At 64.1% G+C, this 26444-nt stretch carries 25 protein-coding genes; 16 read left to right on the top strand and 9 right to left on the bottom strand.

Annotated features, from left to right (window positions below; genetic code table 11):
• The first annotated feature begins 9 nt into the window (after positions 1-9).
• Positions 10-687 (top strand): HAD family hydrolase, encoded by a 678-nt coding sequence (locus P7F60_RS21050; RefSeq protein WP_277919656.1) that lies wholly within the window; start codon positions 10-12, stop codon positions 685-687.
• 18 nt (positions 688-705) lie between these two features.
• The gene (locus tag P7F60_RS21045; RefSeq protein WP_277919655.1) at positions 706-2289 is read left to right on the top strand and encodes an FGGY-family carbohydrate kinase; all 1584 of its coding nucleotides are present in this window, start codon (positions 706-708) and stop codon (positions 2287-2289) included.
• A 7-nt stretch (positions 2290-2296) separates the two neighbouring features.
• Here the strand turns inward: P7F60_RS21045 and P7F60_RS21040 are convergent, their stop codons facing one another.
• Entirely contained in the window at positions 2297-4099 is a 1803-nt protein-coding gene (locus P7F60_RS21040) for an adenine deaminase C-terminal domain-containing protein (protein WP_277919654.1), read from the bottom strand.
• 272 nt (positions 4100-4371) lie between these two features.
• Between P7F60_RS21040 and P7F60_RS21035 the strand changes: the two genes are divergently transcribed.
• Both P7F60_RS21035 and P7F60_RS21030 read left to right on the top strand, forming a co-directional pair.
• Positions 4372-4662 carry a hypothetical protein gene (locus P7F60_RS21035; protein ID WP_277919653.1) on the top strand — a complete coding sequence of 97 codons (291 nt, stop codon included), beginning with the start codon at positions 4372-4374 and terminating at the stop codon, positions 4660-4662.
• Positions 4663-4724: 62 nt separating this feature from the next.
• Positions 4725-5432 carry a sulfate transporter family protein gene (locus P7F60_RS21030; RefSeq protein ID WP_277919652.1) on the top strand — a complete coding sequence of 236 codons (708 nt, stop codon included), beginning with the start codon at positions 4725-4727 and terminating at the stop codon, positions 5430-5432.
• Positions 5433-5436: 4 nt separating this feature from the next.
• On the opposite strand, the gene nth is transcribed toward P7F60_RS21030, so the two are convergent.
• Positions 5437-6207, bottom strand: a complete 771-nt coding sequence (gene nth / locus P7F60_RS21025; RefSeq protein WP_277919745.1) for an endonuclease III — start codon at positions 6205-6207, stop codon at positions 5437-5439.
• 22 nt (positions 6208-6229) lie between these two features.
• Between nth and P7F60_RS21020 the strand changes: the two genes are divergently transcribed.
• Together P7F60_RS21020 and P7F60_RS21015 are read left to right on the top strand one after the other, a co-directional pair.
• Positions 6230-6727 (top strand): DUF2244 domain-containing protein, encoded by a 498-nt coding sequence (locus tag P7F60_RS21020; protein ID WP_277919651.1) that lies wholly within the window; start codon positions 6230-6232, stop codon positions 6725-6727.
• A gap of 72 nt (positions 6728-6799) precedes the next feature.
• Positions 6800-7672, top strand: a complete 873-nt coding sequence (locus tag P7F60_RS21015) for a bifunctional helix-turn-helix domain-containing protein/methylated-DNA--[protein]-cysteine S-methyltransferase (RefSeq protein ID WP_277919650.1) — start codon at positions 6800-6802, stop codon at positions 7670-7672.
• Here the strand turns inward: P7F60_RS21015 and P7F60_RS21010 are convergent.
• The gene (locus tag P7F60_RS21010) at positions 7669-8685 is read right to left on the bottom strand and encodes a sugar-binding transcriptional regulator (protein ID WP_277919649.1); all 1017 of its coding nucleotides are present in this window, start codon (positions 8683-8685) and stop codon (positions 7669-7671) included. The genes P7F60_RS21015 and P7F60_RS21010 overlap by 4 nt on opposite strands.
• Before the next feature lie 191 nt (positions 8686-8876).
• On the opposite strand from P7F60_RS21010, the gene tal reads away from it, so the two are divergent.
• Both tal and P7F60_RS21000 read left to right on the top strand, forming a co-directional pair.
• Complete coding sequence (gene tal / locus P7F60_RS21005) at positions 8877-9836, top strand: transaldolase (protein ID WP_277919648.1); 960 nt, start codon at positions 8877-8879, stop codon at positions 9834-9836.
• 116 nt (positions 9837-9952) lie between these two features.
• Positions 9953-10630, top strand: coding sequence for a DUF1345 domain-containing protein (locus P7F60_RS21000; RefSeq protein ID WP_277919647.1), 678 nt, complete (start codon positions 9953-9955; stop codon positions 10628-10630).
• 49 nt (positions 10631-10679) lie between these two features.
• On the opposite strand, the gene rhaM is transcribed toward P7F60_RS21000, so the two are convergent.
• From rhaM to P7F60_RS20980, 4 genes are all read right to left on the bottom strand, one after another.
• Positions 10680-10994: an L-rhamnose mutarotase gene (rhaM, locus tag P7F60_RS20995; protein ID WP_277919646.1), complete on the bottom strand. Its 315-nt coding sequence runs from the start codon at positions 10992-10994 to the stop codon at positions 10680-10682.
• A gap of 23 nt (positions 10995-11017) precedes the next feature.
• A complete protein-coding gene (locus P7F60_RS20990; RefSeq protein ID WP_277919645.1) occupies positions 11018-12247 on the bottom strand; it encodes an aromatic ring-hydroxylating dioxygenase subunit alpha in 1230 nt (409 codons plus the stop codon).
• Positions 12248-12527: 280 nt separating this feature from the next.
• On the bottom strand, positions 12528-14978 hold the full coding sequence (locus P7F60_RS20985) for an FAD-dependent oxidoreductase (RefSeq protein WP_277919644.1): 2451 nt from the start codon (positions 14976-14978) through the stop codon (positions 12528-12530).
• A 4-nt stretch (positions 14979-14982) separates the two neighbouring features.
• A complete protein-coding gene (locus tag P7F60_RS20980) occupies positions 14983-17433 on the bottom strand; it encodes an FAD-dependent oxidoreductase (RefSeq protein WP_277919643.1) in 2451 nt (816 codons plus the stop codon).
• 142 nt (positions 17434-17575) lie between these two features.
• On the opposite strand from P7F60_RS20980, the gene P7F60_RS20975 reads away from it, so the two are divergent.
• The gene (locus P7F60_RS20975; RefSeq protein ID WP_277919642.1) at positions 17576-18424 is read left to right on the top strand and encodes a LysR family transcriptional regulator; all 849 of its coding nucleotides are present in this window, start codon (positions 17576-17578) and stop codon (positions 18422-18424) included.
• Positions 18425-18491: 67 nt separating this feature from the next.
• On the opposite strand, the gene P7F60_RS20970 is transcribed toward P7F60_RS20975, so the two are convergent.
• Positions 18492-18983: a rhodanese-like domain-containing protein gene (locus tag P7F60_RS20970; protein WP_277919641.1), complete on the bottom strand. Its 492-nt coding sequence runs from the start codon at positions 18981-18983 to the stop codon at positions 18492-18494.
• Positions 18983-19300, bottom strand: a complete 318-nt coding sequence (locus P7F60_RS20965) for a metalloregulator ArsR/SmtB family transcription factor (protein ID WP_277919640.1) — start codon at positions 19298-19300, stop codon at positions 18983-18985. Before P7F60_RS20965 ends, P7F60_RS20970 begins: the two co-directional genes overlap by 1 nt.
• A gap of 65 nt (positions 19301-19365) precedes the next feature.
• Here P7F60_RS20965 and P7F60_RS20960 point away from each other — a divergent pair, with 65 nt between their 5' ends.
• The 7 genes from P7F60_RS20960 to P7F60_RS20930 all read left to right on the top strand — a co-directional run bounded on the left by P7F60_RS20960 (position 19366) and on the right by P7F60_RS20930 (position 26438).
• The gene (locus P7F60_RS20960) at positions 19366-19719 is read left to right on the top strand and encodes a carboxymuconolactone decarboxylase family protein (protein WP_277919639.1); all 354 of its coding nucleotides are present in this window, start codon (positions 19366-19368) and stop codon (positions 19717-19719) included.
• A gap of 45 nt (positions 19720-19764) precedes the next feature.
• The gene (locus tag P7F60_RS20955; protein ID WP_277919638.1) at positions 19765-20673 is read left to right on the top strand and encodes a LysR family transcriptional regulator; all 909 of its coding nucleotides are present in this window, start codon (positions 19765-19767) and stop codon (positions 20671-20673) included.
• Positions 20674-20805: 132 nt separating this feature from the next.
• Complete coding sequence (locus tag P7F60_RS20950) at positions 20806-21966, top strand: ABC transporter substrate-binding protein (RefSeq protein ID WP_277919637.1); 1161 nt, start codon at positions 20806-20808, stop codon at positions 21964-21966.
• Between the two features lie 280 nt (positions 21967-22246).
• On the top strand, positions 22247-23239 hold the full coding sequence (locus P7F60_RS20945) for an ABC transporter ATP-binding protein (RefSeq protein ID WP_277919636.1): 993 nt from the start codon (positions 22247-22249) through the stop codon (positions 23237-23239).
• Complete coding sequence (locus P7F60_RS20940) at positions 23236-24186, top strand: ABC transporter permease (RefSeq protein WP_277919635.1); 951 nt, start codon at positions 23236-23238, stop codon at positions 24184-24186. The genes P7F60_RS20945 and P7F60_RS20940 overlap by 4 nt, the downstream gene beginning before the upstream one ends.
• On the top strand, positions 24176-24985 hold the full coding sequence (locus P7F60_RS20935) for an ABC transporter permease (RefSeq protein ID WP_277919634.1): 810 nt from the start codon (positions 24176-24178) through the stop codon (positions 24983-24985). The genes P7F60_RS20940 and P7F60_RS20935 overlap by 11 nt, the downstream gene beginning before the upstream one ends.
• A gap of 25 nt (positions 24986-25010) precedes the next feature.
• Positions 25011-26438 carry a gamma-aminobutyraldehyde dehydrogenase gene (locus tag P7F60_RS20930; protein ID WP_277919633.1) on the top strand — a complete coding sequence of 476 codons (1428 nt, stop codon included), beginning with the start codon at positions 25011-25013 and terminating at the stop codon, positions 26436-26438.
• The last annotated feature ends 6 nt before the right edge of the window (positions 26439-26444 follow it).

Here is a 26444-nt window from a genome sequence, read left to right as displayed (position 1 = left end):
AGCGGCGTCATGGCGGTGAGTGCGGGGAAACTGGTGATCTTCGACTGCGACGGCGTTCTGGTCGACAGCGAACCGGTCTCCATCTCCGTGCTGGTCAATGCCATGCGCGATATCGGCGCCGACATCGACGAGGTCGGCGCCTATGAGCGCTTCCTGGGGCGCAGCCTGAAGGCGGTAACCGATTGCCTGCACGACGAATTCGGCCTTGCGGTGGGCGATGCCTTCCTGGAGCGCATCCGCACCGATCTTTATGCGCGCTTCCGCAGCGAGCTGAAGCCGATCTCCGGCATCGCCGAGACGTTGGATGCGCTACGCTTGCGGCGTTGCGTCGCCTCGTCCAGCCAGCTCGAACGCATCCGCCTGTCTCTGACCGTCACCGGCCTGATCGACCGGCTGGAGCCGCATATCTTTTCGGCGCAGATGGTGACGCGCGGCAAGCCGGCGCCCGATCTCTTCCTGCATGCGGCTGCTGAGATGCAGACGGCACCTTCCGATTGCATCGTCATCGAGGACAGCCCGGCCGGCATCCAGGCGGCGCGGGCGGCAGGCATGACCGTCTTCGCCTTCACCGGCGGCTCCCACACCGTCCAGCCGGCCTATCGTCAACAGCTTGCCGCGCTTGCGCCGGACGCGACATTTGACGCGATGACCGATTTGCTCCACCTTGTGGACCGGTACGGGAAATAGGGCGGAGAAATCAACCGGATGCGGGATCATGTCGTTGCGGTCGACGTCGGCACGGGCAGCGCGCGCGCCGGCATTTTCGATCTTGCGGGCCGGCTGAAAGCCCGGCGCGAACATCCCATCCTTATGCACCGGCCATGCGCGGATCACGCCGAGCATGATTCGGAAGACATCTGGGCCGCCGTCTGTCATGCGGTGCGCGCGGCGCGCGAGGCGGCGGAGATCGAGCCGGCGCAGATCGGCGCCATCGGGTTCGATGCCACCTGCTCGCTGGTGGTGCGCGACCGGCAGGGCCGGCCGCTCAGCGTCTCGACCAAGGGCGAGGCCAGCCTCGATACCGTCGTCTGGCTGGACCACCGCGCCACCGCCGAGGCTGACCGCTGCACGGCGAGCCGGCACCCGGTGATGGATTATTCCGGCCAGTTCATGTCGCCGGAAATGCAGATGCCGAAGCTGATGTGGCTGAAGGCCAACCTGCCGCAGATCTGGGAGCGGGCGGGCTACATCTTCGACCTCGCCGATTTCCTGAGTTGGCGGGCCAGCGGCAGCCATGCCAGATCGCGCTGCACGCTGACGCCGAAATGGAATTATCTCGGCCATGTCGCCCCCGGCTGGCAGTCCGATTTCCTGCAGGCCATCGGCCTCGACGATCTGCTGCAACGCGGCGGCCTGCCGGAAACGGCGGTGGCGGTCGGCGCCGGCGTCGGGCAACTGACATCGCAGGCGGCGGCGGATCTCGGGCTGGAGACGCAGACGCGGGTCTCGGCCGGCATGGTCGATGCCTATGCCGGGGCGCTCGGCGTGCTCGGCGCCTTCGCCGACGATCCCGAGCGGATGGAGCGGCAACTGGCGCTGATCGCCGGCACATCGAGCTGCCTTGTCAGCCTGTCGACCGACGCCAAGCCGACGCGCGGCCTCTGGGGGCCGTATTTCGACGCCCTGCTGCCCGGCTACTGGCTGGTGGAGGGCGGACAATCGGCGGCGGGCGCGCTACTCGATCATGTGGTGCGGATGCATGCCGCCGGCGGGCCGCCGACGCCTGAGCTGCACGCCCGCATCATCGTCCGGGCGCGGGAGCTGCGCGCTATCCATGGCGCAAGCCTTGGCGAGCGCATCCATATCCTGCCGGATTTCCATGGCAATCGCTCGCCGGCCGCCGATCCGCATGCGCTCGGCGTCATCAGCGGGTTGACGCTCGATACGTCCTTCGATGGGCTCTGCACGCTCTATTGGCGCGCCTGCGTCGCCATCGCGCTCGGCATCCGCCATGTTCTGGAGGTGATGCGCGATTACGGCTACGGCATCGACAGGCTGCATGTCACCGGCGGGCATCTGAAGAACCCGTTGATGATGGAGCTTTATCCCGATGTCACCGGCTGCACGATCATCGTGCCGGACATGCCCGATTCCGTGCTGCTCGGCACGGCGATGGGCGCCGCCGTTGCCGGCGGCCTGCATCCCGATCTCGCCGCCGCCGGCCGGGCAATGACGCCCACTGGGCAGGAGCGGCGTCCCAATCCCGATGCCCGCTCAGGCTATGACCGCGACTACCGTCGCTTTCTCGCCATGCTGCGCCATCGCGCCGAGCTGGACACGATGGCGTAAGCGGCCCTCAAGCCGGCTCGAACAGCGGCTGGATGCGCATTTCCGGGACGAGCACATTCCCCTTGTCGGTGATGCGAATATCCGGGATGACGGAGAGCGGAATGAGGTTGAAGCCCATATAGGCGATGGTGCAGCCGGCTTTTTGCCATTCGACCTTCAGCGCCTTCACCGCGTCCGCCACCTCATGCACGCGTTTGTCGGAGAGCAGGCCGGCGATCGGCAGCGGCACCATGGCGGTGACCTTGCCCTCGGAGACGACGCAGACCCCGCCTTGAGTCTTGCCGATGGCTTCCAGCGCCACCTGCATGTCGGCCTCGTTGGTGCCGGCGATGATGATGTTGTGGCTGTCATGGCCGACCGAGGAGGCGACGGCGCCGTTCTTCAGGCCGAAATTGTTGAGCAGGCCATAGGCGACATTGCCGTTGGACTTGCCATGACGCTCGATGACGGTGACGAAGCACAGGCCGTGACGGTCGAAATGCGCCTGCCAGTCGTTGGCCGGCTCCAGTTCGACGGTGACATGGCCGAGGGTGATGCCCGGCAGCTCCGTCTTGATCGTATGGGCGATCACCCTTTCGGTCGGCAGTTCCGGCGTCAACCTGATCGCCTTGGGCAGCTTGACGGTGTGGTAGGCGGCTTCCGGATAGCGGTAACGGTTGGAAAGCGCGGCGTCGAGCAGCGGCGTCACCTTGCGGTCCTCGACCAACAGCTCGCCGCCATACCAGGTATTGACGGGCTTCAGGTCGTCGTCGAGCAGCACGAGGTCGGCGCGGCGGCCGCCGCCGAGGCCGCCGATCTCGTTTTCCATGCCGAAGCGGGTGGCGCCGTGCAGCGAGCCCATCGACCACGCCTGTTCCGGCTTCATGCCGTATTTGACCGCCTCGCGCGTCACCCAGTCCATGCCGAACAGCAGCAGGTCGTCGGCATCGCGGTCGTCGGTGCAGACCGCGATGCGCTTGTGCGAGGCGCCGAGCTCGGTGATCGTCTTGATCGCCTGCGGCAGGGAATGCCAGGGCGTCGTCGGCGGGCCGCCGCGCAGGAAAAGCCAGACGCCGGCCTCCAGCAGGTCATCGGCGATATCGCGGTCGATGGCCTCATGCGTGTCGGTGACGCCGGAGGCGGCGTAGGCGGCGACGAATTCGCGGCCATAGACATGGCCGCTGACCGGCCGGCCGCGCGACAGGGCGGCGGCGAGGATGGCATGGCTGCGCTCGTCGCCCATGGCGACGGGCACGAAATCCATCTTCTCGCCGAGCGCAACCGCCTCCGGCCACTTGTCGAACAAAGCGGCGATCTTGTCCGGCGTCAGGTCGCCGCCGGCGGTTTCCAGCTCGGCGGAGGTCGCCGGCACGGTGCTGGGCACGGTCAGGAAGATCGACAGCGGCGCCTCGCGGGCATCCTCCAACATCGCCTCGACGCCGGCGACGTCCATGACGTTGCCGATTTCGTGGCTGTCGCAGAAGATCGTCGTCGTGCCGTTGAGCAGGGCGGCCTCGGCATAGGCGCAGGCCGTCACCATCGAGGATTCGATGTGGATATGCGGATCGACGAGGCCCGGCGCGATGATGCCGCCCTTCGCGTCATAGCGTTTCGCGCCATCGCCGCGATAGCTGCCGGCCGGCTTGACGGCGGCGATGCGGCCGTTGCTAACCCAGATCTCGCGGTCGGGCAGGATGCGTTCCGAATAGGTGGAGAGCACGCGCGCCCCACCGATCACCAGGTCTGGCGTGGCGCGGCCGGAAGCGACGTCGGCCAGCCGGCGGGTGAGGGTGGACAGGGGCGCGACGGAAAAACGGGTCAAACGGCTCATACTATCGTCCAATCAATCATGGGGCCTGCAAGGCGGCCGGCGGCGCAGGGCCGAATCCGGCGGAAACCGCGCCATGATGGACAGCAATCGCCCCGCAAGGCAAGGGCGGTCCCGATTTCTCGAAACAGGCTTCTCACGAAACTGTGATCGGGCGGGCTTACCCGCATGGGCCGGTTGGGCATCCCGATTTTTCCTGCTACCTTGCACCAGGGGATAGTTTCGCATTTCCGGGCCGGCCTGATCTTCCGGAACTGCGCCAGCAGGAGTGACCGATGCCGATCGCCACCGGGACTTTCGAAACGCCGCTCGCCATGCGCTACGTACAGCAGATGTCCCGGGAGTTCACCGATACCGAACCGGATGCCGGCGGCGGCTGTTCGCAGGTTTCGCTTCCGGGCGGCGGCATGGCGCGGCTGCAGGCGGGCGAGCACGGGCTGACGGTGACGCTGATCTCCGACGACCCGCAGGTGATCGCCCGCTCCAAGCGGATCATCGAGGGCTATTTCGAGCATGTGGCGGCCGGCCTGCCGGTCGCGCCGGTCTGGATAGATTCCGACGCCTGACACCCTTGCCGTCATCGCCGGCGCTGCCTAAATCGTGGGGCGCAACCACGAAGGAAGTGCGCATGATCATCGACGCCGCGAGGCTGGCTCTCGTCAATCTGTTCGCGGCGGAAACGCGCGCGGTGTTCTGGAAAGTGCTGGGGCTGACGCTGGTGGTGCTGGTCGGCCTGTGGTTCGGCCTGCGCTCCCTGTTCATCGCCTTCGCGCTACCGTGGATCGATGCCTTCCTGCCTGGCATTCCCGATTGGGCCGGCTGGCTGAGCTTCGTCTTCGCGATCTTCGCCGGCATCGGGCTGGCGCTGGCGCTGGCCTTGCTGATCTCGCCGGTGACGGCGCTGATCGCCGGCCTGTTCCTCGATGATGTCGCGGAGGTGGTGGAAAAACGCGATTATCCCGCCGATCCGCCCGGCCGGGCGCTGCCGCTGTTCAAGGCGCTGCGCAGTTCGATCGGCTTTCTCGGCGTCCTTATCGTCGGCAATATCGTCGCGCTGTTGCTTCTGTTCGTGCCCGGCGTCAACCTGGTCGCCTTCTTCCTGGTCAACGGCTACCTGCTCGGGCGGGAATTCTTCGAGTTCGCCGCCATGCGGTTTCGAACGCCGACCGAGGCGCGGGACTATCGCGCCCGCCATGGCCGAACGGTGTTTGCGGCGGGACTGCTGATCGCCGCCTTCCTGGCGATCCCGATCGTCAACCTGCTGACGCCGCTGTTTGCGGCCGCGCTGATGGTGCATCTGCACAAGATGCTGTCGAAGCGCGACGGTTTCGCCTGATCCGTCAGGCGGGAGCGTGCTGGGACGGCAGTTCCACCAGCGGCGCGGGGATGTCGCAGGTCTTTTCCGGCGCCCGGCAGAGATCGGCGATGATGCAATGCTCGCATTCCGGGCGACGGGCCTTGCAGACATAGCGGCCATGCAGGATCAGCCAGTGATGGGCATGGCGCAGGTAATGTTTCGGGATGGTGCGCAACAGGTTCTGCTCGACCTCGTCCGGCGTCTTGCCGGGCGCGAGTCGGATGCGGTTGGCGATACGGAAGATGTGCGTATCGACCGCCAGCGCGATCTCGCCGAAGAAAGTGGTCAGCATGACGTTCGCCGTCTTGCGCCCGACGCCCGGCAGCGACATCAGATCCTCGCGGTTACCCGGCACCTCGCCGCCGAATTCGTCGATCATCCGCCGACAGAGCGCGATGACGTTCTTGGCCTTGTTGCGGAACAGGTTGACCGTCTTGATATGCTCGCGCACGCCGTCTTCGCCGAGCGCCAGCATTTTCTCCGGCGTGTCGGCGATCTGGAAAAGTTTGCGCGTCGCCTTGTTGACGCCGGCATCGGTCGCCTGCGCCGAGAGCACCACGGCGATCAGCAGGGTAAAGGCATTGATATATTCCAGCTCGGTGGTCGGCTCCGGCCTCTGCACCGAGAAGCGGCGGAACATCTCCTTCACCTCCGCCTTGCTATAGGCGCTCTTCGCCAAGGCCGGCTTGCGGCGCGGTGCGGCAATTGACTTTTTCAAGGTTTGGGTGCTGGATTGCGGCTTCGGATTTTTCATGAACATGCTATAATCTTGCATCATGGCCCAAGGCAACGCCGATCCAACCAACGAGCAGCCGGTCTTCGCCGCCGAACTCGTGCCATACCGCTCGCTCGGTGCGAAGGGCTTTCGTGTGCTGTTGCTTTTGACCGGGGTGCTGTGTTTCGGGCATGGCGTGTTTTTTCTGGTCTCGGGCGCCTGGCCGGTCGGCCTGTTCTTCGGGCTTGATTTTCTGCTGCTCTGGGGCGCTTTCCTGCTCAATTATTATTCCGGCAAGGCGCGCGAGGAAGTGACGGTGTCGCGCACCCGCCTGTCGATCCGCAAGTTCGCGCCTTCGGGGCGCATGGTGGAGCATCGTTTCAATCCCTTCTGGGCGCGGTTTCGCGTGCGCCGCCATTCCGAGATCGGCATCGTTTCCATGCATGTAACGGGCGAGGGGCAGCGTACCGATATCGGCTCTTTCCTCAATCCCGACGACCGCGAAAGCTTCGCACGCGCCCTGACCGGCGCTTTGGCAACCGTCAAGCGACGCGTTTAGTTCCGTAGCGGCAAGAAACGGGTGGTATCCAGCCGCCAAAGGGTGTTTTCTCGGCTTTCAGGAGATAGACCCATGAATATCGTTGCCACTCTCGAAAAGGACATCACCCCGGACGGCTCCGAGTACGAGACCGTTCGCCAAGTGATCGAACTCATCAGCGCCGATTATCGCGACCAACCGTCGCTGGAGGCAATTGCCGCCGAACTCAGTCAGTCGCCGACGCAGTTGCAGAAGACGTTCACCCGCTGGGCCGGTCTGTCGCCCAAAGGGTTCTTGCAGGCCGTAACGCTCGACCATGCCAAGCGCCTTCTGCGGCAGGAGGCTATGCCGTTGCTCGAAACCTCGATCGAGGTCGGCCTGTCCGGCCCCGGCCGGCTGCACGACCTGTTCGTCACCCACGAGGCGATGTCGCCGGGCGAATGGAAGGCGCGCGGCCAGGGACTGACGATCCGTTACGGTTTCTACCCGTCGCCCTTCGGCATCGCGCTGGTGATGGCGACCGAGCGCGGGCTCGCCGGCCTGGCCTTCGCCGATCCCGGCGAGGAAAAGGCCTGCCTCGACGACATGACCTGCCGCTGGCCGAATGCCGCCTATGTGGAAGACAGTGCCGCGACGGCCGAATACGCGAAACGCATTTTCGAGCCCGGACAGTGGAGCGCCGACCGTCCCTTGCGCGTCGTGCTGATCGGCACGGATTTCCAGGTGCGTGTCTGGGAAAGCCTGCTGAAGATTCCGCTCGGCAGGGCGGTCACCTATTCCGACATCGCCCACGACATCGGCCAGCCGACCGCCATGCGCGCCGTGGGCGCGGCGGTCGGGCGCAACCCGATCTCCTTCGTCGTGCCCTGCCACCGGGCGCTCGGCAAGAACGGGGCGCTCACCGGCTATCATTGGGGCCTGACGCGCAAGCGCGCCATGCTCGGCTGGGAATCGGCACAGGTTTAAACTTTTTCGTCCGCCGTGATTTCGGCCTCGGCGGGCGGCTCCGCCAGATCCAGAAGCGCGCGGGCCGCACTTTCATCCGTGATCAGGGTGTTGCAGCCGATGCGGCGGATGGTGGCGCGGATCGCCTGGGCGCGATGCGTGCCGCCGGAGGACAGCACGATATGCTTCGCCTTCTTCAGCGTGTCGAGATCGATCGACATGACCCGCTGGTTGATCGAGTGATCGACGGAATTGCCGTCCTTATCCAGGAAATTGAACATCGTGTCGCAGACGCAGCCGGCGGCGATCAGCTCGTTCAGCTCCGCCTTGGAAATCCAGCCCTCCGACAGCGACGTCGAATGCGGCCCGATATCGCCGCAGCTGACGATGGCGAGGTCGAGCTTTTCCGCTAGCCGATAGACGCGGTCGAGGCCGCATCTGTCGATGAGGTTGCGTTTGGTCTCGACCGAATCGACCAGCAGCGGCGCCAGGAACATGTAGCATTCCGCCCCGAGCTGGCTTGCTAAGCGCCAGGAATAATCGATGGGGTTGGTGACATGCACGGCGACGATGCCGCCGAGCAGCGACACGACCTTGCAGTTTTCCCGGCGCGGCGGGCGAAAGCTGGCGAGCGAGGCGGTCATTGTCCGCCCCCAGCCGACGCCAATGGTCATGTCGTCGACGATGACCTCCGACAGGAACTGGCCGAGCGCCACGCCGACGCCCTTGGCCAGTGTCTCGGCATTGGCGACGGCCGGTGCCGGCACGACGATCGCTTCGTCCAGCCCGTAGGCGCGCTCGAGCTTGATCGCCAGCTCGACGCAATCGTCGATGCCCTCATTGATCCAGATCTGCACTTCCTGCCGCTTCATAGCCTCATCGAGCAGGCGGATGACGGTGGTGCGGCTGATGCCGAGCTGGCTTGCCACGTCTTTTTGCGTCAGGCCCTGGTTGTAGTAGAGCCAGGCGGCCCTGAGCCGTAGCGAATTCGCCTCGGAGAGGGCCGTATGCGTGCCGCGTCTGAGCTTGACCACGAAGCCTCCCGCCAAAATCTTTGTGGCGAAATATTGGGTAGTCTGACACTTATGTCAATCTTGGTAGGCAAATGTTCTTGACTTTTCCCGCAGATGCGGTCGATAGTCCGGGGCAACGAACCTGCCCCAAGGTCGAGCGTTGTGCATGTAGACCGCAGGCATGGTCCCGGATATCCAGGAGGATTTGCGAGATGACTTCCAAGCTTGAGCAATTGCGCGACATGACCACCGTGGTCGCCGATACCGGCGATATCGAGGCGGTTTCCCGCCTGAAGCCGGTGGATTGCACCACCAACCCGACCATCGTGCTGAAGGCGCTGGGCACGCCGATGTTCGCCGACGCCGTCAAGGAAGCGGTGAAATGGGGCAAGTCGCAGAATGGCGGCGATGACGCCGTCGTCGCCTCGGTCGCCGACCGTCTGGCGATCTCCGTGGGTGCGGCCCTCGTCAACCTCGTTCCCGGTCGCGTCTCGACCGAGGTCGATGCCGACCTGTCCTTCGACACCGAAGCCTCGATCGCCAAGGCGCGCCGGATCATTGCCGCCTACAAGGAGCGCGGTATCGAGCGCGACCGCATCCTCATCAAGCTGGCTTCGACCTGGGAAGGCATCCGCGCGGCGGAAGTGCTGCAGAAGGAAGGCATCGACTGCAACCTGACGCTGCTGTTCAGCAAGGCCCAGGCGATCGCCTGCGCCGATGCGGGCGTGTTCCTGATCTCGCCCTTCGTCGGCCGCATCCTCGACTGGTACAAGAAGTCGACCGGCAAGGACTACACGGCCGAGGAGGATCCGGGTGTCGTTTCCGTGCGCGCCATCTACAATTACTACAAGGCGAACGGCATCAAGACCATCGTCATGGGCGCCTCCTTCCGCAATGCCGGCGAAATCGAAGCGCTGGCCGGCTGCGACCGCCTGACGATCAGCCCGGCGCTGCTCGATGAACTGGCCAAGGACGAGGGCAAGCTGGAGCGCAAGCTCTCGCCCGACGCGATCACCGCCGACGCGCCGGTCAATATCGACGAAAAGACTTTCCGCTGGATGATGAACGAAGACGCGATGGCGACCGAAAAGCTCTCCGAAGGCATCCGCGCCTTCGCCAAGGATCTCGGTGCGCTGCGCGAGCTCGTCAAGAAGGAACTGGCCGCCGCCTGATCGGCCGCCCGCCATTTTCGAAGCATGACGCCGGTGGCCGGAAGGCCGCCGGCGTTCGTATTTGTCGAGGGGGAAAAGCCGTGTTAGACCAAGGGCATCGCGCACAAAGGTCACGCATGGATCCGAACAGCAACCTTCCCTCCCGCCGGCTGACGCCGCTGGTCTTCATGCGCCGGCACCAGAGCATCGTGGTCGGCGTGGTCGTCGGGATCGCGGTTTTCCTGCTGACCTCCGCCGTCTGGTCGACGGACAATCTGCTGACGAGCTGGGTGGCGGGCGCCGTCGTCTATGTCGTGCTCACCTGGCGGCGGATGCTGACGGCGAGCGTTACCCGCATCCGCCATCGCGCCGCCGATCTCGATTCCTCCGATGTCGTGCTGCTCATTCTGGCGAGCGGCGCAACGCTGGCCAGCATGGGCGGTATCGCGGTGGAACTGCACGGACTGAAGGATGCGGGTGCAAGCGAAGCACTGTGGCGTGGAGGGCTTGCTGCGGCGACGATCCTGATCTCATGGCTGTTCCTGCATACGCTGTTCACGGTTCACTATGCCCATGGCTATTATGCCGGGCAGGATGGTGGCGGCGGGCTGAAATTTCCCGACAATCCACAGGAGCCGGTTTTCTGGGATTTCCTGTATTTTTCCTTCACCATCGGCGTGGCGGCGCAGACGGCGGACGTTTCCGTCACCTCCATGCCGATGCGGCGCCTCGTCTTGTTGCATTCGGCCGTTTCGTTCTTCTTCAACACCACCATCCTCGCCCTTGCCGTCAATGTCGGCGCCAGCATCGTCTGAGGCGAGAATTATCCGGAAAGCGGCTGGGGCGGCTGTTCCCCGGGGAACGTCAGTCCATGTGGAACAGGGTGGGCAGCGGGACGGCAACCGGCTCGTTGTCCGGCTTCGTTTCCATGATATCGGCCATATGCGCCCACCAGCGCCGCATGACCGGATGCGCCGGCAGGGCGGCCATGCCGTGATCGTCCCTGCGCCAGAGGACGCCGAACAGCAGGCCGGTCTCCTCGTCGAGATGGATGGAGTAATCGGAAACGCCGGCCTCCTTCAACAGCGTGACCAGTTCCGGCCAGATGGCATCGTGGCGCGCCTTGTATTCCGCCGCCTTGCCGGGATGCAGTCGCATCCGGAATGCATATTTTTCCATGCCGTCCTCTCCTGTAGAGCCGATCAGGGGCGCGAAACCTCATCGAGATACCAGTTGATATAGCGCAACTCGTTCTGCTCCATCGGCGCGATCGGGCCGGGCTCATAAAAGTGCGAGCGCACGCCGCGGGCGGTATGTTCGATGATCGCCTTGTCCTCGTCCGTGGTCACCTTCCACAGCCAGGTGAGTTTTTCGAGGTCGTAGTCGCGGCCTTCGTCAGCCTTGGCGTCCACCAGCCAGATCAGCTCCATCTCGCAGACATCGACGCTGCGGGGAATGAAGCGGTAGATCATGCCGTGGTCGGCATAGCAGACGAGGAAGGTTGTGCCGCCGAGATGGACGGAGGTGACGCCGCCGTCGAAATCGCTGAAACGGCCCATCAGCGTCGAGAGCGCCGAACCGTCCTTGCTGCCGGTCTTGACGCCGTCATAAAGCGCATAGCGGAAGGCATGGATCGCTTCCCTGCCGTTCTTCGAGGTCTGCCAGTGGTCGCCGGCGCCGATATCGATGCCGAGCGCGCAGGTGCGCGCCTCCATCCTGGCGTTCAGCTCCTCGATCATGTGCAGCGGCTGTTCCAGCGCATGGGTCTGCGAATATTCGGGATGGGCCGGGCCGCAATGGTAGCATTCGACATAGTTTTCGACCGCCAGCTTCCAGTTGGCGTTAATCGAATACATCTCGCGATGCGCCACCTTCGCCTGGCCCCAGCCATACTGGCCGGCGGTGGCATGCAGCAGGTTTTCCACCTCGGAAAAATCCAGCGGCTGTTTCGCGAAGGAAATGAAGACGAGGCCCTCGACGGTGCGGACATGGAGCTTCTTCAGCCCATGCTCCTCGCGCCTGAAATCCTTGGGCATCAGCCGTGCCGCCCTAAGCGCGCCGTCATTGCCGTAGGTCCAGGCGTGATAGGGGCAGACGAAGGCCTTGGCGTTGCCTTTCGGTTTGGTGCAAACCTCGGCGCCGCGATGGCGACAGAGGTTCAGCATGGCATGGATGCTTCCATCCTTGGCGCGCGACAGGATGACGGCTTCCGAGGCAAGCTTGAAGACTTCGAAATCGCCGGGATTGGGAATGACGCTTTCATGCGCCAGACAGTGCCAATGGCGATAGAAGACGCGTTCGAGATCGCGCTCGTAAATGTCCGGGTCCATGTAGAAGGGGCGTTCCAGCGCATGGCCGGGCTTATGCGCCGCCACCAGCCGGTCGATGCGATCCTGCGAGGCACTGTGATAAAAGCTTTCCGGCGCGAGCATGGGTTGTCTCCTTGGAAGAACAGGCCGGAATGGTGTCGCGTTCCGGCGCGCGGGTATCGATGCATTGTGCCAAGCCCTTAACCGGCCTGTCGGCCACCTTCTCCCCGAGGGGAGAAGGGGATGTGGCGAAGGCTTCCCGTCTCTGGGGCGATGAAGAGACGGGAATGTCACTGGCCCTTCCTATGCGGAGAGGGAATGCTGCGGTTCCTATATCTCCCTTCTCCCCAACGGGGAGAAGGTGGCCGGCAGGCCGGATGAGGGAGCCTGCGCCAGCCTTGACCTACATCCTGACTCGCTCCGACTTCGGATCGTACATCGGCGCCAGCGAGGCCTCGGTCTTGACGCGCGTGCCGGCGATTTCGATCTCGTAGGACGAGGCGAGCACCTGATCGGCGCTTTCGCCTTCGCAGGGCACGTAGCCGAGGCCGATGGCGCCGCCGAGATAATGACCGTAATTGCCCGAGGTGATGGTCGAGACGATTTTTCCGTCGCGCACCAGCGCCTCGTTGTGGAACAGCAGCGGCTGCGGATCGGTGAGCTTGAACTGCACCAGCCGGCGCTTCAGCCCCGCCTCCTTCTTGCGCAGCACGGCGTCGCGGCCGATGAAGTCGCCCTTGGCCGTCTTCACCGCAAAGCCGAGGCCAGCTTCCAGCACATGGTCCTCGTCAGTGATGTCATGGCCGAAATGGCGGAAGGCCTTTTCGATGCGGCAGCTATCCAGCGTATGGATGCCGCAGAGTTTTAAGCCCAGATCGCTTCCCGCCTCTTCCAGCGTCTCAAAGACATGGGCGGTCTGGTCGGAGGAAACGTAAAGTTCCCAGCCGAGCTCGCCGACATAGGTGACGCGATGGGCGCGGGCGAGGCCCATGCCGATCTCGATCTCGCGCGCCGTGCCGAAGGGATGCGCTTCGTTGGAGAAATCGTCGGGGCTGACACGGCTCATCAGCTCGCGCGCCTTCGGCCCCATGACGCAAAGCACCGATTCGGCTGATGTGACATCGGTGATAACAACGAATTCGTCGTTGAGATGCCTGCGAAGCCAATAAAGATCGCGTTGCAGCGTTGCGCCGGGCACGACCAGCAGGAAACCCATTTCCGAAAGCCTTGTGACCGTCAGGTCGCTTTCGATGCCGCCGCGTTGGTTCAACAGCGGCGTATAGACGATGCGGCCGGGCTCGACGTCGATCTGGTTGGCGCAGATGCGGTTGAGAAAAGCCATGGCATCGCGGCCCTCGACGCGGATCTTGCCGAAGGAGGTCATGTCGAAGAAGCCGACGCCGTTGCGGACCGCCAGATGTTCCTCGCGCTGGTTCTCGAACCAGTTCTGCCGCTGCCAGCTATAGCGGTATTCGCGTTCCTGGCCGGGTTTTGCAAACCAGTTGGCGCGCTCCCAGCCGGCCACTTCGCCGAAGACGGCGCCGCGCGCCTTCAGGTGCTCATGCAGCGGCGTGCGCCGCACGCCGCGGGCGGTCGCCATCTGGCGATAGGGGAAATGGTCGGCATAGAGCAGCCCTAGCGTTTCCGAGACGCGTTCGCGCAGATAGGTGCGGTTCTTCTGGAAGGGCTGGGCGCGGCGGATATCGACTTCCCAGAGGTCGAAGGGGGCTTCGCCGTCGTTCATCCATTGCGCCAGCGCCATACCGGCGCCGCCGGAGGAGACGATGCCGATGGAGTTATAGCCGGCCGCGACCCAGTAACCTTTGAGCTCCGGCGCTTCGCCGAGGTAATAGCGGTCGTCGGGGGTGAAGCTTTCCGGGCCGTTGAAGAAGGTGTGGATGCCGGCCGTCTCCAGCATCGGCATGCGATTGATGGCGTTTTCGAGGATCGGCTGGAAGTGGTCAAAATCCTCCGGCAACTGATCGAAGCAGAAATCGGCGCGGATCTTTTCGCCCTTGGCCGGCCACGGCTTGGCCTTCAGCTCGAAGGCGCCGATCAGCATCTTGCCGGCATCCTCCTTGTAATAGGTGCATTCATCCGGCACGCGCAGCACAGGGAGCTGCTTGAGATTGGGGATCGGCTCGGTGACGATGTAGAAATGCTCGCAGGCATGCAAGGGCACGGTGACGCCGGATTGCGCGGCGAGATCGCGGCCCCACATGCCGCCGGCATTGACGACGTTTTCGGTTTCGATGGTGTAGATTTCGCCTGCTTGCTCGCAGGTGACGCCGGTGACGCGGCCGTCCTTCTGCTGCACCGAGAGCACGGTGACGCCCTCGATCACCGTCGCGCCGTTCTGGCGCGCGCCTTTTGCCAAGGCCATGGCGATGTTGGCCGGATCGCATTGGCCGTCGAGCGGCAGATGCACCGCCGCCTTCACATCCGCCGTGTTGAGATGCGGATACATGGCCTTGACCTCATCGACCGAGATCTCGCGCACATCGACATCGAAGGCGCGGGCGAGCGAGGCCTGGCGGTAGATTTCCTCTTTCCGCTCGTCGGTCAGCGCCACGGTCATCGAGCCGTTCTGCTTCATGCCGGTGCCGATGCCGGTTTCGGCCTCCAGCTTGACGTAGAGGTCGGCGGAATATTTGGCGAGCCTCGTCATGTTCTGCGAGGCCCGCAGCTGGCCGATCAGGCCGGCCGCATGCCAGGTCGTGCCTGAGGTGAGTTGCTTGCGCTCCAAGAGCACCACGTCGGTCCAGCCGAGCTTGGCCAGATGATAGGCCACCGAACAGCCCGATACGCCGCCGCCGATGATGACGGCCCTTGCTTTGCTGGGAATAGCCTTCATCGCCTCAAGCCCTCAGTCTTTCATTTTTCGCATCCCAGAGCGGCTGGTCTTCCTGCACCACCGCCGGATAACGCTCCCCGAAAATTTCCACCTCGACCCGCGTGCCCGGCACCGCCAGATCGGCGCGCAGCATGCCGAGCGCGATCGATTTTTCGACGCGGTGGCCCCAATTGCCCGAGGTCGTCTCGCCGACCACCTGTCCGTCATGCCAGAGCGTCGACATGTAGGGCGCGTCGCAATCGCCTGATGCGACGACGAGGGTGACGAAGCGTTTCGCCACGCCCTGCTGCTTTTCGCGCTCCAGCGCCGCCTTGCCCTTGAAATCGGGTTTGCCCCAATCGACAAAACGCTGAAGCCCACCCTGCAGCACGGTGTAATCGGTGGAAAGATCGCCCTTCCAGGCGCGATAGCCCTTTTCGATGCGCAAGCTGTCCAGCGCCTCCATGCCGAAGGGTTTCAGGCCATGTTTTTGCCCGGCCGCCCAGACGGCATCGAAGACGGCGGGCGTATCCTCGACCTTGGTGTGAATCTCCCAGCCGAGTTCGCCGGCAAAGGAAACACGCACGAGCTGGCACCAGATACCGGCGATCTGCGCCGACTGATGCGTCAGCCATCCCTTACCGAGATCAGCATCGGTGACTTCGGCGAGGATGTCGCGCGATTTCGGGCCTGTCAGAATCTGGCAGGTGAAGGCGTCGCTGACGTCGTCGAGCGTGAATTTGGCATCGGCCGGCATGTGCTTCAGCAGCCAGTCGCGGTCATGCCATTGCGCCGTGGCGGCGGTGATCAGGAAGAGGAAATCGTCGGCGAGCATCATCACCGACATTTCGGTGACGATGCGGCCCTTGTCGTCGGCGAAATAGGCAAGGCCGATGCGGCCCGGCTTCGGCAGTTTGCCGGTCGTCAGCGTCGACAGCCATTCGGTCGCGCCTTCGCCCTTGACGCGGAAGCGCGAGAAGCCCGGCAGATCGAGAATGCCGGCGGCATCGCGTACGGCGAGGCATTCCTCGCGGATGCGCGGGTTCCACGGCCCCTCGCGGTTCCAGGTTTGCGTGGATTCTTCGGAGGTATCGTCGCCGGGCTTGGCATACCACATGGCCCGTTCCCAGCCGTTGTAAGGCTTGAACTGCGCGCCGAGGGCGGCGATGCGGTCATGGATCGGCGACAGTTTCTTGTCGCGACCGGCCGGCCAGTAATGCTTGGGAAAATGCATCGCATATTCATGGCCGTAGATTTCCATGCCCTTGGCGACGCAATAATCCGGGTCGGCGGCGAAATCCGTGTAGCGGCGCGGATCGCAGGACCACATGTCCCACTCCGTCTGCCCTTCGGTGATCCATTCGGCCAACACCTTGCCGGCCCCGCCGGCCTGGCAGATGCCGAAGGTGAAGACGCAGGCCTCGAAGGCATTGGGCACGCCCGGCATCGGGCCGATCAGCGGATTGCCGTCGGGCGCGTAGGGGATCGGGCCGTTGATGACTCGCGACAGGCCGGCGGTGCCGAGGATCGGCACGCGCTCGACCGCATCGTTCAGATACCATTCCAGCCGTTCGAGGTCGTCCGGGAAAAGCTGGAAGGAGAAATCCTCCGGCATCGGGTCGTCCTCGGTCACCCAATGCGCCCGGCAATTCTTCTCGTAGGGGCCGAGATTCATGCCCGATTTTTCCTGCCGCAGGTAATAGGAGCTGTCGACGTCGCGCAGCAGCGGCAGCTTGTGGCCGACCTCTTTCGTCCAGGCGGCGAGTTCGGGGATCTCCTCGAACAGCATGTATTGATGGCTCATCACCATCATCGGCACGTCGCGGCCGAACAATTTTCCGACTTCGCGGGCGTAATAGCCGGCGGCATTGACGACATATTCGCAGCGGATCTCGCCCTTCGGCGTCGTCAGCACCCATTCGTCGTTTTCCCGACGCGCAGCGGTGACGGGACAGAAACGGATGATTTTCGCGCCCAGGTCGCGCGCGCCTTTTGCCAAGGCCTGCGTCAACTGCGCGGGATCGATGTCGCCGTCATAGGGGTCGTAGAGCGCGCCGGTCAGGTCGTGGGTTTCGAGGAAGGGATAGCGGCTCCTGATCTCCTCCGGCGAGAGGATGTCGAGATCCATGCCCTGGTAACGCCCCATCCCGACGACGCGCTTGAACTCCTGCAGCCGCTCCTTCGAATGGCCGAGGCGGATCGAGCCGGTGATATGATAGTTCATGGGGTAATCGACCAGCGCGCCCAGCTCGCGATACAGCGAGGCGGAATAGCGCTGCATGTTCATGATCGACCAGGAGGCGGAGAAGGTCGGCACGTTGCCGGCCGCATGCCAGGTGGAGCCGGCGGTCAGTTCGTTCTTTTCCAGCAGCACGCAATCGGTCCAGCCGGCCTTGGCGAGATGATAGAGCGCCGAGGCGCCGACGGCGCCGCCACCGATGATGACGACCCGGGCGGAGGAGGGCAATTCCGACATGCATTCGTTCCCTTGTTTTGCGCACAAGTCTTGGCAATGAAATTGATGCGCATCAAGCGGCGGAAACGGCTTTATTGATCGAAGAATTCGATTAGATTGCCGTGACCACGGCAAAAACGCCTATCGTATCGGGTTTTGCAACATGCAGATCGAACTCATCGAAACCTTCCTCGACCTGATGGAGACGCGTAGCTTCAACCGCACCGCCGAGCGGCTGAACCTGACGCAATCGACCGTCTCGCATCGCATCAAAGCGCTGGAGGCGACGTTCAACCGCAAGCTTTTCACCCGCAACAAGGGCGGCACGGCGCCCACCGCCTCGGGCCTGCGTTTCCTCGACCATGCCCGCGCCCTGCAACACCAGTGGCACGAGGCGGCGCGGGCGGTGGAAAGTGCGGGCGCCTATGAGCGCTCGATGCGCATCGGCGTGCAGCATGACGTCGCCGAGCGGCTGGCCGGTCGCTGGCTCGCCGCCATCCGCGCCGACCTGCCGGAAATCTCCCTTTACGTGGAGGTGGATTATTCCGGCCAGATGAACCGCGATCTCGGGGCCGGCGATCTCGATCTCGCCATCCTCTACACGCCACATTACCTGCCGGACCTGCATTACGAGCGCATCGGCGAAATGCCGTATCTGCTGGTTTCGACCGCGGAGACCGGCATCGCCGGCATCCGCCCGGAACAGTATATTCAAGCAGTCTATTCGCCGGCCTTCGACCGCGCCCACCGCCTCGCGCTGCCGCATCTGTCGGCGGCGCCGCTGGCGCTCGGCCAGAACATGGCGATCGCCGGCCTGCTGCGCAGCCTCGGCGGAGCCGCTTATGTCACGGCCGCGACCGCCGCCGAATTGCAGGCCGAAGGCACGGCGCGGTTGGTGGCCGACGCGCCGCCGATTGCCCAGATCGTCTACGCCGCCACCTCGTTGCGCACCCGCCACGCCCGCCAGCATCGCCGGATCATCGCCATCATGGCCGATCTTCTGGCGGGGTGAGTTTCGGGCCGGCCGGGCGGCGCGACCGGTTGCAGGGCAGGCATCGCACCGGCATTGCCGGGCCGCATCAGCCGGCGGCGCTGGCAAGGGCGAGCATGGCGCCGAAGAAGCCGGCGACGGCAAAGCCGGCGCCATAACCGGCATAGCCGACGAGGACCGAGAGAAACACCAGCGTGCCGACGACGATCTGCATCCGCCGGAAGAACGGGATGCCGGCCGGGGCATTCGATGGAGCGCCGGCGACCGGCAGGCCTGCGGCCTTCCAGTCCTCGATACCGCCGGCGAGATTGTAGATCGGCCTGCCGCCGATCCGCTCTATTGCAAGGGCGCAGGCCCTCGCCGAACGGCCGCCCTTCTGGCATTGGAAGATGATCGGCCGTTCGTCGCCCAGCGTCATCTCCGCCAGCAGGCCGGGCAGGCAGGACAACGGCGCGGAGACCGCCAGCGGGATACGCTCGGCGCGGAATTCGTCGGGCTCGCGCACGTCGATCAGCAGGGCGGAGCCCGCCCGGACGGCATTGGCGGCAGCCATGGGCGTCATGGTTTTCACATCGGGCATCAGTCTTGATCCTTTCCGCAGAAATGGCGGTAGAGCACGGTCATGATTTCCAGCACCGCCGGATGGTCGATGAAATAATGGAGGGTGCGGTGGTCGCGGCGGCAGTTGACCAGCCCCTCGCTTTTGAGCTTGGCGAGATGCTGCGACATCGAGGTCTGGGCAAGGCCGGTCGCCTCGATCAACGCGCCGACGCTGCATTCGCCCTGCGACAGGTGGCAGAGGATCATCAGGCGGTGGCCGTTGGCGAGCCCCTTGAGGAAGGCCGAGACCGTATCCGCCTTGTCCGCCATCCCGGTCATGTCGGTGGGAAAGCTCATGGCTGCTCCTTTACAATTCATAAGAAGATAATATCATAAAAATATGAATTGTGAAGGAAAGCGACATGACCAAGGATTACGCCGCCATCACCCGCGATATCTCCGCCTATACCGCCGAGATGCGCCAACTCGTGCCGCAGACGATGCAGGCCTTTTCCGGCCTGTCGAAATCGGCGGGCGCCGATGGCGCGGTCGATGCCAGGACCAAGGAGATGATCGCGCTGGCCATCGGCGTCACGCAGCATTGCGATGGCTGCATTGGCTTTCATGCCAAGGCGCTGCACCGGATGGGCGCGACGCGGGAGGAGGTGGCAGAGGTTCTCGGCATGTGCGTCTACATGGGCGGCGGCCCGGCGCTGATGTATGCGGCGGATGCGCTGCGCGCCTTCGATCAGTTTGCCGGCGCGGCGACGGAATGACGCCGGCCGCTTGTCTGAGAGACGCTTGCGTGTTCTAACGCGCCCATGGCTTTCACCCTGCGCCAGCTTCAATATTTCGTGGCGGTTGCCGAGCAGGGCTCGGTGACGCGGGCGGCGCATAATCTGTCGATCTCGCAATCCTCGATCACCGAGGCGCTGAAGGAGCTGGAAAGCGATCTCGGCGTGTCGCTGTTCGAGCGCCATCCGCGCGGGCTGTCGATCACCCATAACGGCCACCAGTTCCTGCGCCATGCGACGCGCATTCTCGCCACTGTCTCGGATGCGCGCAACAGCTTTACCGGCGAGCGCGCCGTTGCCGGCGGCAAGCTGAATATCGGCGTCACCTCGCTGGTCGCCGGCTATGTGCTGTCGGATCTCTTGGCGCGCTATCGCCGCGCCTGTCCCGAGGTGGATGTCACCGCCATCGAGGACAATGGCGGCTATCTCGAACATCTGCTGATCGGCGGCGAGCTGGATGTCGCCGTCATGGTGATCTCCAACCTGCGCGACCGCATGGCGTTGCAGGCGGAGATCCTGGAAACCTCGCCCTATCGGCTGTGGCTGCCGATCGGGCATCCGCTTGTCGCGGCCGATATCGTCACCGTCGCCGATGTGGCGCGTGAGCCGCTGATCATGCTGACCGTCGACGAAATCGAGGAAAACACCGGCAAGCTTCTGACGGCGCTGGGCGCCCGGCCGCAGGTCGCCTTCCGCACCCGTTCGGTCGAGGCGGTGCGCAGCCTGGTCGCCACCGGCGCCGGCATCGCGCTGCTGCCCGATCTCGTCTATCGCCCCTGGTCGCTGGAAGGCGACCGCATCGAAAGCCGCGATGTTTCCGCCTCGCTACCGGTGGTGCAGGTCGGCATGGTCTGGCGCAAGGGCTCCAGCCTGCCGCAATCGGCCCGTGATTTCATCGGCATTGCCGAGGCGATGCGCTCGGCCCGGCCGCGCTGAGCCTTTTTCCCCCGCGATATCGGAAATTCCGATATCGGTTTTCTGATAAATGAATTTGCGAATAGGTTGAAATCGGGCCAGTCTCTTCCTGGGAACAATCGCCGCAAAAGGCGGCCAACAGGGAGACTTCCGATGACGACACTGATGCGATCCTGTACCGCGCTCGTCGCGAGCCTCAGCTTTGCAACGCAGGTGCTGGCCGCCGAGCCCCTGAAGGAACTGGGCAAGGGCGAGGGCGCCGTCAGCATCGTCGCCTGGGCCGGCTATATCGAGCGCGGCGAAACCGACAAGAATTACGACTGGGTCACCAGCTTCGAGAAGGAAACCGGTTGCAAGGTCTCGGTCAAGACCGCCGCCACCTCGGATGAAATGGTGGCGCTGATGAACGAGGGCGGCTTCGACCTCGTCACCGCCTCGGGCGACGCCTCCCTGCGCCTGGTCGCCGGCAAGCGCGTGCAGCCGATCAACACGGCGCTCATCCCGAGCTGGAAGACCATCGACGAGCGCTTGCAGAACGCCCCCTGGCACACCGTCGACGGCGTGCATTACGGCACCCCCTATCTCTGGGGCCCGAACGTGCTGATGTACAATACCGACACCTTCAAGGACAAGGCGCCGACCAGCTGGAAGGTGGTGTTCGAGGAGCAGACGCTGCCCGACGGCAAGTCGAACAAGGGCCGCGTGCAGGCCTATGACGGCCCGATCTACATCGCCGACGCCGCCCTTTACCTGATGGCCCACAAGTCGGAACTCGGCATCAAGGATCCCTACGAGCTCAACGAAGACCAGTACAAGGCAGCGCTGGAGCTGCTGCGCGAGCAGCGCAAGCTGGTCGGCCGCTACTGGCACGACGCGATGATCCAGATCGACGACTTCAAGAACGAAGGCGTCGTTGCCTCCGGCTCCTGGCCGTTCCAGGTGAACCTGCTGCAATCCGAAAAGCAGAAGATCGCCTCGACCTTCCCCGAGGAAGGCGTCACCGGCTGGTCGGACACCACCATGCTGCACGCCGATAGCGAACATCCGAACTGCGCCTATATGTGGATGGAGCATTCGCTGTCATCGAAGGTCCAGGGCGATGCCGCCGCCTGGTTCGGCGCCGTCCCCTCGGTGCCTGCCGCCTGCAAGGGCAACGAACTCCTGACCGATCAGGGTTGCGCCACCAACGGCTTCGAGAACTTCGACAAGATCAAGTTCTGGCGCACGCCGCGCGCCAAGTGCGAAACCCAGAGCGAATGCGTGCCCTATCATCGCTGGGTGTCGGATTACATCGGCGTGATCGGCGGGCGTTGATCGAGGCTGAATTCTGGCTTGCCCCTCACCCTAACCCTCTCCCCGCTCGCGGGGAGAGGGGACTTGCCCGCCGAGGGGTTTTGCTTGATGAAACCGGCGCGGCATATCCCTTCTCCCCGTCAGAACGGGTAGATAGGCAAGCGGCAGCCGGATGAGGGGCATCCCCCACCCAAGATAAGCCCGGCCCTCAGGGCCGGTCCCCGAAAAGCAGGTCTCGACTGCGGAAACGCCAGCGCTTCCGCCCGACCCTGCATGTCCAGAAGAGCCTGACGGAGTCCCGATGACAGCCGCCGTGGAATTTCAAAACGTCTCGCGCCATTTCGGCCAGGTCCGCGCGGTGGATGGCGTCAATCTCGCCATTGCGCCCGGCGAGTTCTTCGCCATGCTCGGGCCGTCCGGCTCCGGCAAGACGACCTGCCTGCGCCTGATCGCCGGCTTCGAGCAGCCGACCGGCGGCTCGGTGCGCATCTTCGGCGATGCGGTGGAGGGCGTGCCGCCCTATCGCCGCAACGTCAACACCGTGTTCCAGGATTACGCCCTGTTTCCGCATCTGAGCATCCTCGACAACGTCGCCTACGGGCTGATGGTCAAGGGTGTCGACAAGGCGACCCGGCTGCGGCAGGCAGAAGAGGCGCTGGAACTGGTCAAGCTGCCGGGCTATGGCGCGCGCCGTCCCGGCCAGCTTTCCGGCGGCCAGCGCCAGCGCGTGGCGCTCGCCCGCGCCCTCGTCAACAAGCCGAAAGTGCTGCTGCTCGACGAGCCGCTCGGCGCGCTCGACCTGAAATTGCGCGAACAGATGCAGGAGGAGCTGAAAAGCCTGCAGCGGGCGCTCGGCATCACCTTCGTCTTCGTCACCCACGACCAGGGCGAGGCCCTGTCGATGGCCGACCGCGTCGCCGTCTTCAACAACGGCAATATCGTTCAGGAAGGCACGCCGGAGGATATCTACAAGCGGCCGAAACAGCGTTTCGTCGCCGATTTCGTCGGCTCCTCGAATGTCATCGCGCCCGACGTGATGACGCGTCTCGGTGGCGAAAAGCGCTGGGCGAGCCTGCGGCCCGAAGCGATCCGGGTGCGCCCGGCCGGCGAAGGCGTTGCGGCGACCGTGCAGCAATCCAGCTTCCTCGGCGCCGTCAACCGGCTGCTGGTCGAGGCGCAAGGCACGCGGCTGCATGTCATGCTGCCCGCCGATCAGCCGGTACCGGCCATCGGGTCGAATATCGGCCTCGGCTGGGTCGGATCCGACATCCACTACATGGATGACGCATCATGAGCGTCGCGGCCTCTCCCTCGATCCTGCCCGGTCGCGGCGGCTTTGCCGGGGCGCTCTCCGACAGCTTCTGGCGCAAGCCCAAGCTGCTCTTGTTCCTGATGCTGACGCCGCCGCTGCTCTGGCTCGGCGTCATCTATATCGGCTCGCTGCTGGCGCTGTTGCTGCAGAGCTTTTTCTCGATCGACGAATTTTCGGGGATGGTGAATTACGAATTCACCCTCGCCACCTATGCCGAACTGCTGCGCCCCTCGAATTTCGACATCATCCTGCGCACCGTCACCATGGCGGCGGCGGTGACCGTCGCCTCGGCGGCGGTCGCCTTTCCCATCGCCTACTATGCGGCGCGCTATGCGCAGGGCAAATGGAAGGCGCTGTTCTATCTCGGCATCATGCTGCCGCTGTGGTCCAGCTATCTCGTCAAAATCTATGCCTGGAAGCTGATCCTCGCCAAGGAAGGCATTTTGAACTGGGCCTTCGAGAAACTGCATCTGACATGGCTGCTTGACGGCATCCTCGCTTTGCCGGTCGTCGGCGGCAATTCGCTGTCGGTCAGCTATCTCGGCACCTTCATCGTCTTCGTCTATATCTGGCTGCCCTACATGATCCTGCCGACGCAGGCGGCGCTGGAGCGGGTGCCGGGCAATCTCATCGAAGCCTCCTCCGATCTGGGGGCGACGCCGGCGCAGGCGTTCCGAACGGTCATCCTGCCGCTCGCGCTGCCCGGCATCGTCGCCGGCTCGATCTTCACCTTCTCGCTGACGCTCGGGGATTACATCATCCCGCAGATCATCGGTTCGTCGCGGCTGTTCATCGGCCAGGCGGTCTATACCCAACAGGGCACGGCCGGCAATATTCCGCTCGCCGCCGCCTTCTCGGTGGTGCCGATCGTCATCATGGGCCTCTATCTGTGGCTGGCAAAACGACAGGGAGCCTTCGATGCGCTCTGATCGCTCCGCATCCTTTTCGCTGAAACTCGCCGCCGGGCTGGGACTTCTGTTCCTGCACCTGCCGATCCTCTTGATCTTCGTCTATGCCTTCACGACGGAGGAGAAGAGTTACCAATGGCCGCCACCGGGCTTCACCACGCAATGGTTTGCGATTGCCTGGAACCGGCCGGATGTGTGGGCGGCACTTGGCCTGTCGGTGAAGGTGGCGAGCATCGCCACGGTCATTGCGCTGGCGCTCGGCACGCTCTGTGCGGCTGCCGTTTCCCAGACGCGCTTCTTCGGCCGCGAGGCGATCTCGCTGCTGGTCGTGCTGCCGATCGCGCTGCCCGGCATTATCACCGGCATCGCGCTGCGCTCGGCCTTCAGCCTGCTCGACATTCCCTTCTCGGTCTGGACCATCGTGCTCGGCCACGCCACCTTCTGCGTCGTCGTGGTCTACAACAATGCGGTGGCGCGCTTCCGGCGCACCTCCGGCTCGTTGATCGAGGCCTCTATGGATCTCGGCGCCGATGGGTTCCAGACGTTCCGGCATGTAGTCCTGCCGAATATCGGCACCGCACTCTTGGCCGGCGGCATGCTCGCCTTCGCGCTCTCGTTCGATGAAGTCATCGTCACCACGTTTACCGGCGGCCAGCAATCGACGCTGCCGATCTGGATGCTGGAAGAACTGATCCGCCCGCGCCAGCGGCCGGTCACCAATGTCGTCGCCATGGTCGTGGTGCTGGTCACCTTCCTGCCGATCCTGGCCGCCTATTACCTCACCCGCGACGGCGACCAGATCGCCGGCGGCGGCAAATAAACTATTGAAATAAAGGGAGAACGTTATGGACACGCAGATGCTGATCGGCGCCCGCTTCGAAGCGGGCACGGAGGCCGACGAAACCATCCTGAACCCCAAGACCGGCGAGACGGTGCTCGACCTGCCGGAAGCCTCGCTCGGCCAGATCGACGCCGCCGTCGAGGCAGCCGAAAAGGCCTTTATCGACTGGTCGCAGACGACGCCCGGCCAGCGCTCGGCCTATCTCTTGCAGATCGCCGATGCCATCGAGCGCGAGGCCGCAGGCTTCGCGACGCTGGAAGCGCTGAATTGCGGCAAGCCGATCAATGCCGTGCTCAACGACGAGCTGCCAGCCGTTATCGATTGCTGGCGGTTTTTCGCCGGCGCGATCCGGGCGCTGCCGGGGCCGGTGGCCGGCGAATACCTGCCGGGCCACACCTCGATGGTGCGCCGCGATGCGGTCGGCATCGTCGGCTCCATCGCGCCGTGGAACTATCCGTTGATGATGATGGCCTGGAAGCTGGCGCCGGCGATTGCCGGCGGCAATACCGTCGTCTTCAAGCCTTCCGAGCAGACGCCGCTGACGGCGCTGAAGCTGGCGAAGATTCTCGCTGACATCCTGCCGGAAGGCGTGGTCAATGTCGTGCTCGGGCGCGGCGAGACGGTCGGCAATGCGCTGATCAACCATCCGAAGATCAACATGGTGTCGATCACCGGTGACGTCGCCACCGGCAAGAAGGTGCTGGCCGCCGCCGCCAAGACGGTGAAGCGTACCCATCTGGAACTCGGCGGCAAGGCGCCGGTCGTCGTCTATGACGACGCCGATATCGCGGCCGTGGTCGACGGTATCCGCGCCTTCGGTTACTACAATGCCGGGCAGGATTGCACCGCCGCCTGCCGCGTCTATGCCGATGCGAAGATCTACGACCGGCTGGTCGCCGATCTCTCCGCCGCCGTCTCGACCATCCGCCTCAACCGCGCCGACGACACCGAAAACGAGATCGGCCCGCTGATCTCGCGCCGCCAGCGCGACCGGGTCGAAAGCTTCGTCACCCGGGCACGCGAGCACAAGCATATCGAGGTGACCACCGGCGGCGCCGTGCTCGGCGACAAGGGGTTCTTCTTCCAGCCGACGGTGATTGCCGGGGCAACGCAGGAGGACGAGATCGTCCGTCGCGAGGTGTTCGGCCCGGTCGTCTCCGTCACCCGCTTCACCGAGCCGGAACAGGCGGTGACCTGGGCCAACGACAGCGATTACGGCCTCGCGTCTTCCGTCTGGACCAAGGATATTTCAAAGGCGATGAAGACGGCGGCGCGGCTGCAATATGGTTGCACCTGGATCAACACGCATTTCATGCTCTGCAACGAAATGCCCCATGGCGGCGTCAAGCAATCCGGCTACGGCAAGGACATGTCGATCTATGCGCTGGAGGATTACACCGCCGTGCGCCATGTGATGATCGCGCACGGCTGAGTGACT

It is taken from the genome of Rhizobium sp. YJ-22 (assembly GCF_029601685.1).
Taxonomy (GTDB): Bacteria; Pseudomonadota; Alphaproteobacteria; order Rhizobiales; family Rhizobiaceae; genus Metarhizobium.
The sequence above is the reverse complement of the archived record's forward strand: the minus strand, read 5'-3'. Positions and strand labels throughout refer to the sequence as shown.